Below are 10,927 nucleotides of genomic sequence, written 5' to 3'. Positions count from 1 at the left end.
GCCTCTTTTTTAATTTTGTTGTTGATATAGTTTTGCTAGAAGATTTTTTACTTCATTGTAGGTTAATCCTGAGTTGGCATTCTGTCTTTTTACTTCCTCTATATTTGTTCCCACAATCGTCACTTTCGTTTGATTTTTCATAAGTCACCTATAAATTATTATTTTGTTGAGCGATCTCTTTTGAGGCATTGTATAAATTTGCTGCTTCTTGAACACGTAACTCATTAATTGAATGACCAGCGGTTCGTTTATTTAATGCTGAAATGGATTTAGACTTTAATGATTGTTCTTTCAATTACATCACCTCTTAATCATTAGAGTGTTACAAGCTACTAGAAGTAAACAATGTAAATAATGTTATCTGCAAATAGTTTCTCAAAGGGTAAATTTTATTTCGGATTATTCTGATAAAAGAAAGATCTCATGTAACATAGCATTATGATAAAAAAGGAAGGCATATTAAATGTTTAAATGAAGAAGTTATTAATAAAAAAGCAAGTGAATAGAGGATATAGATGAAGAAAAATTTGCAAAAGGTAAGTAAAATGTGTTTGTTGAGCATAGCATCGATACCACTAATAATGACACTCGGAAATAGTATGCTTATTCCCGTATTACCAATTTTGGAGAAGAAGTTACATATTACTTCTTTTCAATCAAGTCTATTTATTACAAGTTATTCATTGGCGTCTATCTTACTTATCCCAATCGCTGGTCTTCTTTCAGACAAATATGGCAGGAAAAAGATTATTTTACCGTGTTTAATAATTGTCATTATTGGAGGGTTAATATCTGGTGTAGCAGCCTGGAAGATGAATCAATCGTATTGGACGATCATAATAGGAAGGCTATTACAAGGAGTTGGAGCAGCGGGTGCTGCACCAATCGTTTTACCTTTAGTAGGTGATTTATATCCGCGAGATGAGGATGCTAGTGGAGCTCTTGGGATTATCGAGACATCCAATACATTTGGAAAAGTATTAAGCCCTATTTTAGGGGCTGTTTTTGCTGCGATTATATGGTTTTTACCGTTTTACTTCATTTCATTACTTAGTTTGATTTCATTTCTATTAGTCCTTTTTTTTGTAAAACCGTCAAGAAAGCCAAAAAATATGAAGCTGAAAGCCTTTGTGAAAAATGCCAGATCTATTTTTAAAATAGAAGGGAACTGGTTATTCTCCCTATTTTTAGTAGGTGGTTTTGCAATGTTTATCCTTTTTGCTCTACAAGTATTTCTATCTAATCAATTAGAAACAGTGTATCATCTTCATAATATTAAGAAAGGTTTAGTTTTAGCGATTCCATTGATATTTCTGTGTGTTGCTTCTTTAGTAGGAGGACATTTAATTAAAGGAAATAAGCAAAGAATGAAAAAGATGATTCTAATGGGATTAGTCCTTCAAGCTATCTCACTCCTGTTTTTTAGAGAGGATTATTCTATTTTCATTTTATTATTTTTGTCTTCTGTTATTGCTGTGGCAATCGGGTTTCTCCTACCTACGTTAGATGCTTTAATTACAGAAAATATTCAAAAGGAACAAAGAGGAGTTATTACCTCGTTTTATAGTTCGGCAAGGTTTATTGGTGTGGCAATTGGCCCACCTATAATGTCCATGTTTTTAACAAAAGCATTGCTAATTCCAGCGATCTTTCTTGCTACTTTTAGTTTTATGTTAGTAATCCTTGTAGCTAAAAACATTCAAGTGGATGAAGAGTGTTAAGTAAATGAGTGATAAAAGAATAAAGATCCATTCGATGGAAGTTATTCCAAATATGTTTTTGGAATACGAATCCGTTGGAGGGTCTTTTTGACATGCAATGAAGTTAAATGAATATGACTAATACACTTATAGAGTTATTCTTCTGTATTAACACACAAACTGTTTTATGACAAACTTACGAATTGAAATCTGTATTTCTTTTTTTGATAATGAAAACCCTGTATTCATCATGGTTTTAAACGGTATTAATGTAAAAACTTTCAAAAAATAGAAAAAATTTTATAAAAAGTAGTGACAAAAGGAATTAATATGTTATACAATACAAGAGAAATAAAAATAACTGTATTATAACAATGTTGAAGCAGGTTTATTTTGTTTAAATAAGTTTACAAGATGAATGAATCAAGGTTTTACATATTTCAAAAACGAAACCTAGAAGTGTTTTTGAAATTTTCAAAATATAAAGATAATATTTGGAGGGGAATTCAAATGAGAGAAGAAAGAATTCAAGCATTAGAACAAAGTTGGCAAAATGAAGAGAGATGGAAAGGGATTACTAGACCATATAGTGCTGAAGAAGTTATTCGTTTAAGAGGTTCACTGGATATTGAGCATACACTTGCACGTAGAGGTTCTGAAAAACTTTGGAATCTAATTAATACAGAAGATTTTGTAAATGCTCTTGGTGCTTTAACAGGAAATCAAGCAATGCAACAAGTAAAGGCCGGATTAAAAGCGATTTATTTAAGCGGATGGCAAGTAGCTGCTGATGCAAACCTTTCAGGTCATATGTATCCAGACCAAAGTTTATATCCAGCTAACTCTGTACCACAAGTTGTAAAACGTATTAATCAAGCTTTACAACGTGCTGATCAAATTCACTTCATGGAAGGAAATGAGGAAATCGATTGGTTTGCACCAATTGTGGCAGATGCTGAAGCTGGCTTTGGTGGACAATTGAATGTATTTGAATTAATGAAAGGCATGATCGAAGCTGGAGCATCAGGCGTGCACTTCGAAGATCAACTTTCCTCAGAGAAAAAATGTGGTCACTTAGGTGGTAAAGTATTACTTCCAACACAAACAGCTGTTAAAAATTTAATTTCAGCTCGTTTAGCTGCTGATGTTATGAGTGTTCCAACAGTCTTAATTGCTCGTACTGATGCGGATGCAGCAGATTTAATCACTAGCGATGTTGATCCTGCTGATGCACCATTTATCACTGGCGAACGTACTCCAGAAGGATTCTACCGTACTAAGGCTGGTTTAGATCAAGCAATCGCTCGTGGTCTTGCTTATGCACCATATGCTGACTTAATCTGGTGCGAAACTTCTGTACCAAGTCTTGAAGATGCAAAACGTTTTGCAGATGCAATCCATGCGAAGTTCCCTGGTAAACTATTAGCTTATAATTGCTCACCATCATTTAACTGGAAAGCTAAATTAGATGATGAAACAATTGCAAATTACCAAAGAGAGCTAGGGAAAATGGGTTATAAATTCCAATTTGTTACATTAGCTGGTTTCCATTCATTAAATCATGGAATGTTCGAATTAGCTCGTAAATACAAAGATCAAGGTATGGCTGCATATTCAGAACTACAACAAGCTGAGTTTGCTAGTGAAGTAAATGGCTATACTGCAACAAGACATCAACGTGAAGTAGGTACTGGCTATTTTGATGAAGTAGCTACAATCGTATCAGGTGGCACATCTTCAACTACAGCTTTAAAAGGTTCTACGGAAGCAGAACAATTCCAAACTGTAAAGTAATTAGAAAAGCGCAAGCGCCCGATTAGCTCCGTATGGACTGGAGCCCACCGACTGAGATAAAGGAAACACGAAGAGCCGGTAGGCGATTCGATGTTGACTTATCGTAGGGAGGTTGGCGAAGTACACTAGGAGCTGGATGCTGGAGCTAGCCAGCAAACTTGATCCAAAATTATATACATTCTTATCTTTTTAGAAAAAATAGAAATATGTCTCTCTACATTGTAAATGTAGAGAGACACAATTTAAATATAGGAGGAAATATAAATGAAAAATCAACCAAAAACGGAATATTATAAAATTTCTACAGAAAAAAGTTGTCCAGAGTGTGGTGCGACTATTCATATTAGCCAGGAATGCTATTTAATGGAATGCGATCGTTGTTTATCTAAGAAGCAAGAATGTTAAGGCGGGGCCAAAGACCTCGTCTTTTTTTTGTTTAAATAAATGATCGTACCTGTTTCTGAAAATTCATTTAATATATGTTTAGATTTTAGTAGTTTGGAGAAATAATAGTTATGTCAAAATAATTTAATTGTTTTATTTTAATGAGATTATGTGTTTGAAAGTATTGGATTGTTTTAGTTAGACCTTTGGTTGATGTTGCAAACATTCACTATTCTTATCTTTATAAGGCTTAAAAAGGAGATGGTTTTAATGTCTCATCATAACAGTAAAGAAGAAAAATCAACAGCAAATTTAATAAATATGAGCGAGATTGTAGAGCTACAATCGAAAGCTGTTTTTGATTATATGAATGTGACGGAAAATGGTTTAACGAAGAAGGAAGCGGAAGCTCGCTTACTTGTTTATGGAAGAAATAGTATAAAGAGTAAAAAATTATTTCATCCAGTAAGAATGCTACTTATGAAATTTGTAAACGTATTGGCGATTATGTTGTGGGTTGCAAGTATTTTAGCATTTATTTCAGGAACACCTTTATTGAGTTATGTTATTTGGAGCATTATTTTTATTAATGCTGTTTTTTCTTTTGTACAAGAAAGAAAAGCAGATCAAGCATTGCAGGCACTTTCACAAATGATTCCTAACAATGTGAAAGTATGTAGGGATGGTGAAGTAATAGTTAAGACTGCAGATGAGCTAGTTCCAGGTGATGTTATTCATTTAATGGCAGGAGATAAAGTTCCTGCAGATATTCGCGTTGTTTTTTCTCATAATTTATTTGTTGATAATTCGATGTTAACTGGTGAATCGGTTCCGGTAAATCGTGATGAAGTGTGTGAGGATTTGCAAGGTGACATTATCAATAGTCGTAATTTATTGTTTGCAGGTACATCTATTACAGGTGGCGATGCAAAAGGGGTCGTTTTAGCCACTGGAAAGAACACACAATTAGGTAATATTACACAAACAACTGCAACAATTACGAAAGGAAAAAGTTCATTAGAAATTCAAATTCAAAGAATAACAAAAGTGTTATCTATCATTGCTGGTGTAATCGGTATTTTAGCTTTTAGTATTTCTTTATTTGTAAGTAATTTTACTGTAAATGCAGCTTTAATCTTTGCAATAGGTATTATTGTGGCAAATATTCCAGAAGGTTTAATGCCAACAGTAAGTTTATCTTTGGCACTCAGTGTGCAACGAATGGCTAAAAAAAATGCGTTAGTAAGAAAACAATCAGCTGTAGAAACATTAAGTAGCACAACAGTCATTTGCACAGATAAAACAGGGACACTTACACAGAATAAGATGTTTGCTAAGAGAATATGGACAGCAGATGGAATCATTGAAATAGATGGGGACGGCTACGGTAAAGCAGGGAAGTTAACAGGTATTAACAATCAAAATCGAGAAACAATAGAACGATTGGTTGCAGCTACAGCGATTTGTTCCGATACTATTATTCGTACTAGTCATGAAGATGAAAGTAAGTGGAAAATAATTGGTAATCCCACCGAAGCGGCTATATTAATTGCTGGACAAAAGTTTGGTATGGATATAGATGAAGTGAAAAATCAATTTGAACGGACTAAAGTAGTCCCTTTTAGTTCTGATACGAAAACAATGACAGTTATGGCAAAAAACAAGAAAAGTCCATTTTTTAAACTAGATTATGTGATCAATTTCACTAAAGGAGATCCAGTAAAAGTCCTTAGCTATTGTCGTTATATTTTTAAAGAAGGAAAAAAATTGAAGTAACTACAAAAGAAAAAGAGCGTATACAGATAGTGAACAATCAGATGGCAAAAGAAGGATATCGTTTATTGGCTATAGCCTATTCTGAACAAGATCAAGAAAGTGAAGGATCAAATGATTTAATTTTCCTTGGTTTAGTTGTTATGTATGACCCACCAAAAGAAGGAGTTCGAGAAGCGGTTGAAGATTGTTATCGAGCAGGCATTAAGGTAACAATTGTAACGGGTGATTATAGCTTAACGGCTGCTGCAATTGCTAAGCAAATAGGCATCGTCAAGGATAAATATGTTGCCATTACTGGAGCAGAGGTAGAAAGCTTGTCTAAGCAACAATTAGCTAAAAAAATAGATACGGCACTGCCTGTTATATTTGCACGCACTACACCAAAGGACAAACTGAAAATAGTTGAAACGTATCAAAGTCTTGGGCATGTAGTTGCATCAACAGGTGATGGTATTAACGATGTTTTAGCTCTTCGTAGGGCTGACATTGGTATTTCGATGGGGAAAAATGGTTCGGATGCAGCGATTGAATCTTCTGATGTTGTATTATTAGATGATCATTTTGCAACGATTGTGGAAGCGGTCAAAGAGGGACGTGCCATTTATAGTAATATTCAAAAATTTATAACATACATCCTTGCTTCCAATATTCCTGAAGTATTACCTTTTTTATTGATGGGTATTTTCAATATACCGTTGGCTTTAACCGTATTACTTGTCTTAGCAGTTGATTTAGGAACTGATTTACTTCCAGCTATATCACTAGGTGAAGAAGAACCAGATGATGATATTCTTGATGGTCCGCCAAGAAGCCGGAATAGTAATATTTTAGATAGACATGTATTGCTTCGTTCTTATGCCTTTTTAGGTGTAATTGAAGCGATGATGTTGTTTGCAATGTTTTTCTTTACTTGGAACCATTTTGGATACACATTTGCAGAGGTTCGTTCATTAACGTTTTCAATTGTCGATGGTTCAGCTAGTGAGCATGTTAAGTATGTTTATCAATATGCGATTACGATGGCTTTTGGGTCGGTTATTGCTTGCCAAATTGGCAATGTCTTAGTTTGCCGTTCTCAACGTCAATGCTTCTATAAAGCATTAAAAAAGAAAAACCCTTTAATGCTATGGGGTATTGGAATAGAGATTGCATTATTTTTGGTTATTGCGTATGTTCCGTTTATGCAGACATTATTTGAAACAACAGGACCTAAACTTCATCATTTAGCTTTATTGTTAGTTTGTCCATTCGTTTTAATTTCGCTTGAAGAAACTCGAAAATGGTTTGTTAGAAGAAAACAACTTAAAGAAAGAATGGCTTGTTAATTAATTCTTGTCAAAATAAAGAAGTTCCAGAAATATAAATCTTTAGTTTTGGTGGAGAAAATCTAAATAACGAGCTAAATAACATTTTAATTTACAGGTTAATTAGCACAGCAAACGACGCGCAAATGGCTCAGAGTTTCTATATGGCTCTGAGCTTTACTTTTGTATGGGGCAATTCAATTAAGGCTCCAATATACAATTGTTTTATGGTTTCATTCTTTTGATGGATAAGAAACCAATGATGGCAACTATAATATGGGTCAGTAAAAAAGTATAAACATTAAAATATATACTATTTGTATACTGATTAAACCAACCAAAGCGATAAATTCTAGAGTCAGGATTAGAAGGTGTTCCTCCCAAAGCAATTATCAGTTCACTTGTATAACTTACGATTGGGAATATCAATAATACACAACATATGAATGAGATGGATAAAAAGAATATTCTTTTTATCCTGTTCATTGTATTGTATGATATTTCTTTTGACAGTTTATAAGTTAAGAAATAACTCGTGATAAAAAGAGGTGATAAAAGAAGTATAATCAACATACCGAGATTTCCATTGCCTGAAATGACATCAGGTTTAATCGTAAATGTATTTTCTATGAGATAGAAACCAAGAAATGAAAGCAGAATACTTATGACCCAAGAAATATATATATTTTTCAAAATACCACCTCTTTTAACTAAACGATCCTGCTCGTTAACGGTATAGGAACTGCTTATTTTAGTTCTTATTTTAACATAAATTACCTATTCGTTTTGTTGCTTTTTGGTTGTTTTCGCATACTTTTGTTGTCTATGAACAAGGATTGAATATAGGCTAAAATTGAATGGCGTTTCATGATGCTCGCTTTCCGCGGGCGTGCCGAGAAGTCTCATCTATCCCACTGCTTCCACAGAAGTCTCCGAGTATAATACCTTTGCGGTTTTATACTTGACTGTCAATTCTCCTGTTTCTCCACGTATCTAAACTTTTTACCGAAATATGGTACTTCTTTTTTGGCGACTTTCTGAGTGAATAAGTTTCCATTAATTATTACTTTCCCAAATTTGAGAAATACTACATACTATACTTCTACATAGATAGATCACCAGTTTTAAGGAGGATGCAAATTGTCTAAGAAGACGGTTGAAGATATTATTGAACAAGGGATTTATGGAGTTAAGGAAATAAACCCTGATGAAAGAAGAAAATTTCTTGGAACGTTACGTGAGCGAATTGTTATTGCTTTAACTGCACCTCAGGTACGTGAGAAAAATGTTCAGACAGAGCTAGATGAAGAAATGAGAAAGAATAAGCAGGCAAAGTTATACTTGAATGGAAATGTTGATTATTCGTATTTATCTAAATATATACAAAAAGCCAAATCGTATAATATTACTTTTACAATAGTGAATAATAAAGAACATAATAGTGAAATAGGTTTAGTCCTCGCATATGATTATGCCATCGATAAAGAAAATATTTTCTTGCAAAATGAAAGTAAAGGGAATAACTCTCCTATAAAACAACCTCAAAAAAGTGGATTTTCTTTTTTAAAAAAGATCTTTGCTAAAAAGTAATCTAATCAACTTGTATAGTAAGATATAATTTACCTTCTAGCTTGTTATATATTCTTTGTAATGAATTTGAAATATTAATAATGTGTAAATGATGAAAATGCGGGTATATATAGTTAAGCAAGCAAAGGAGGATGTTAATAATGAAAACGAAAAAAATGTTTAAAGTAGGAATCGGATTAGCAGGTGCTATTGGATTATCAACTATTTTAAAAGATAAAAAAAACGAGAACAACTTTTCAATTATTATCAAAACTCAAAAAATAAATGGGTAGCCGTATTAAATTCAAATAGTACGACTTCGCAAAGGGATTTAGTTGAAAAAGCTGGAAATCCAAATCCTTACGATACACAGGATAATAAGATGGTTGATGAAGGTGCGCTATATGGCGTCAAGTATTACAATAAAACCAAACAAACTAGTTAACATATGAAAAAGATCATAAGAAAAAGCCTTGTCAATTTTGATAAGGCTTTTTCTATTAGGATGTTTTCGCATACTTTGTTACTTATGAATAAGTTAGTGAATATAGGCTGCCCTGAATTCCGCTCTAGGTGTCTCACTTTTTACGCTCCGCTTGTCTTTTTAATATTCATTTTATTCACTCAACTTATTTTTATTAAAATGACAATTGTCATATCAATTCATGACATTACTTACTAAAGGTATGAGTGTTTTTTTCATACAATTACATTAGAAATGAGATCATAGATCAAAATAAAAAAGGAGAGATATAGATTGGGAAATGTTGTTTCTTTTCAAAATGTAAGCAAAATGTTTAAAAATCATCAAGCTGTTCGAGAGGCTTCATTTAAGATTTCTGAAGGAGAAACAGTGGCGATATTAGGTCCTAATGGTGCGGGGAAATCTACTACCATTTTAATGATGTTAGGTTTGTTAAGAGCAAGTAAAGGAAGGATTGAAGTGTTCCAACAACAATCTTTTGATCAAGCGGTAAAAAACCGCATCGGAGTTATGCTTCAAGAAGTGAGTGTGATAGATTCTTTAAAGGTGAAAGAAATTTTACAATTATTTCGTTCTTATTATTCTAATCCCTTATCACTTGAGCAGTTAATGCAATATACTGGCTTCGATAGTAGTGAAATAAACAAGTTCGCACATAAGCTATCTGGTGGTCAAAAGAGGAGATTAAGCTTTGCTTTAGCGTTAGCTGGTAATCCAGATATTTTATTTTTAGATGAACCTACAGTCGGTATGGATCTTTCATCTCGGAAAAATTTTTGGGAGACCATAAAGCAACTGAAGAAGAGTGGTAAGACCATTATTTTTACTACGCATTATTTGCAAGAAGCTGATGATGTTGCTGAACGTATTCTTTTATTCTCAAAAGGGCGCATTATTGCCGATGGGTCACCGACTTCTTTAAAAACAAGGCTTTCAAAAAAGTTGTTATCATTTGATAAGAACGACAACATTTCTTTAGAAATCTTAAAAAAGAGTGTTGTTATTACAGAATTATATGAAAGTAATAATCGTATATATATTGTTGCAGAAGACTTAGATTTGGTATTAAAACAATTGTTTGAGATGAACCTACCTTTGAAAAACATTAGAATTGAACAAGGAAGGTTAGAGGAAGCATTTGAAAATTTAACGATGGAAGGGGAGGGAAAAGAATATGCATAGTTTATGGATGCAATGTAAATTTGAAACAATAAGAATTCTACGAAATCCTTATTATGTTTTTTGGTCATTATTCATTCCAATCCTATTCTATTTTCTTTTCACTAAAGTGTTCACCTTTGAAAATCCAAATATCACTAATTATAAAGCGCATTTATTAATGTCTATGACAACTTTTAGCGTTATGGGTTCTGGAATCATGACATTGGGCATTCGTTTAGTAGAAGAAAGAAGTAAAGGATGGCTCCTTTTTATGCAAACGACACCTTTATCTCCCAAAGTCTACTTTTTTTCCAAAATGTTTAGTCAGTCCATCATTCATATCATTTCAGTAGTAGTCATATTTTTTGTAGGTGGAGTGGTTAATTCCGTAGCTCTTTCTTTTAGTGAATGGTTGTTTGCCGGAATCTGGATTATTATAGGCTCACTACCTTTTTTAGCTATTGGAACATTAATAGGAACCATTAAACGTGTGGATACTGCAACAGGGATAAGTAATGTTCTATACATGGCTCTAGCTATGACAGGTGGTATGTGGATGCCAATCGAAATAATGCCATCGTATATACAAAAAGTTTCTGTTTGGCTCCCAGCCTTTAATCTCGGTAATGGTGCTTGGGCAATAGTTAGTGGAAGCGCTCCAGAATTTAAAAATGTGTTGATACTAATAGGATATTTATTCCTTTTTATGTTACTATCTAGCTATATTAGGAGAAAACAAAACGCGGTGGTGTGAC

12 protein-coding genes are annotated in these 10,927 nt (G+C 33.3%); 9 read left to right on the top strand and 3 right to left on the bottom strand.

The genetic code is table 11. From position 1 onward, the window contains the following. Positions 1-9: 9 nt before the first annotated feature. Positions 10-141, bottom strand: coding sequence for a hypothetical protein (locus tag BN349_RS26625; RefSeq protein ID WP_019241786.1), 132 nt, complete (start codon positions 139-141; stop codon positions 10-12). 7 nt (positions 142-148) lie between these two features. Next, the gene (locus tag BN349_RS26110) at positions 149-295 is read right to left on the bottom strand and encodes a hypothetical protein (RefSeq protein ID WP_019241785.1); all 147 of its coding nucleotides are present in this window, start codon (positions 293-295) and stop codon (positions 149-151) included. 220 nt (positions 296-515) lie between these two features. Here BN349_RS26110 and BN349_RS08085 point away from each other — a divergent pair, with 220 nt between their 5' ends. The 5 genes from BN349_RS08085 (at position 516) to BN349_RS26330 (ending at position 6,979) form a co-directional block, all read left to right on the top strand. Then, positions 516-1,721, top strand: a complete 1,206-nt coding sequence (locus BN349_RS08085) for an MFS transporter (protein WP_019241784.1) — start codon at positions 516-518, stop codon at positions 1,719-1,721. A 489-nt stretch (positions 1,722-2,210) separates the two neighbouring features. Continuing rightward, positions 2,211-3,494, top strand: coding sequence for an isocitrate lyase (gene aceA / locus BN349_RS08080; RefSeq protein WP_019241783.1), 1,284 nt, complete (start codon positions 2,211-2,213; stop codon positions 3,492-3,494). A gap of 264 nt (positions 3,495-3,758) precedes the next feature. Further along, positions 3,759-3,899 (top strand): protein YhfH, encoded by a 141-nt coding sequence (yhfH, locus tag BN349_RS25310; RefSeq protein WP_019241782.1) that lies wholly within the window; start codon positions 3,759-3,761, stop codon positions 3,897-3,899. Between the two features lie 249 nt (positions 3,900-4,148). After that, complete coding sequence (locus BN349_RS26335; RefSeq protein ID WP_232423535.1) at positions 4,149-5,654, top strand: cation-translocating P-type ATPase; 1,506 nt, start codon at positions 4,149-4,151, stop codon at positions 5,652-5,654. 29 nt (positions 5,655-5,683) lie between these two features. Further along, the gene (locus tag BN349_RS26330; protein WP_232423534.1) at positions 5,684-6,979 is read left to right on the top strand and encodes an HAD-IC family P-type ATPase; all 1,296 of its coding nucleotides are present in this window, start codon (positions 5,684-5,686) and stop codon (positions 6,977-6,979) included. 204 nt (positions 6,980-7,183) lie between these two features. On the opposite strand, the gene BN349_RS08065 is transcribed toward BN349_RS26330, so the two are convergent. Beyond that, the gene (locus BN349_RS08065; RefSeq protein ID WP_019241781.1) at positions 7,184-7,651 is read right to left on the bottom strand and encodes a hypothetical protein; all 468 of its coding nucleotides are present in this window, start codon (positions 7,649-7,651) and stop codon (positions 7,184-7,186) included. A 447-nt stretch (positions 7,652-8,098) separates the two neighbouring features. On the opposite strand from BN349_RS08065, the gene BN349_RS08060 reads away from it, so the two are divergent. The 4 genes from BN349_RS08060 (at position 8,099) to BN349_RS08045 (ending at position 10,926) form a co-directional block, all read left to right on the top strand. Then, positions 8,099-8,548, top strand: coding sequence for a YueI family protein (locus BN349_RS08060; RefSeq protein ID WP_019241780.1), 450 nt, complete (start codon positions 8,099-8,101; stop codon positions 8,546-8,548). A gap of 140 nt (positions 8,549-8,688) precedes the next feature. Next, positions 8,689-8,820: a hypothetical protein gene (locus BN349_RS26620; protein ID WP_019241779.1), complete on the top strand. Its 132-nt coding sequence runs from the start codon at positions 8,689-8,691 to the stop codon at positions 8,818-8,820. Positions 8,821-9,284: 464 nt separating this feature from the next. Continuing rightward, positions 9,285-10,193: an ABC transporter ATP-binding protein gene (locus BN349_RS08050; protein ID WP_019241778.1), complete on the top strand. Its 909-nt coding sequence runs from the start codon at positions 9,285-9,287 to the stop codon at positions 10,191-10,193. Beyond that, a complete protein-coding gene (locus tag BN349_RS08045; protein ID WP_019241777.1) occupies positions 10,186-10,926 on the top strand; it encodes an ABC transporter permease in 741 nt (246 codons plus the stop codon). Before BN349_RS08050 ends, BN349_RS08045 begins: the two co-directional genes overlap by 8 nt. The last annotated feature ends 1 nt before the right edge of the window (position 10,927 follow it).

Origin of the sequence: Bacillus sp. AP8, assembly GCF_000321185.1 — a bacterium.
Taxonomy (GTDB): Bacteria; Bacillota; Bacilli; order Bacillales; family DSM-1321; genus Bacillus_AD; species Bacillus_AD massilioanorexius.
Note: the sequence above shows the minus strand (reverse complement) of the source record. Positions and strands in the feature narration are given on the sequence as shown.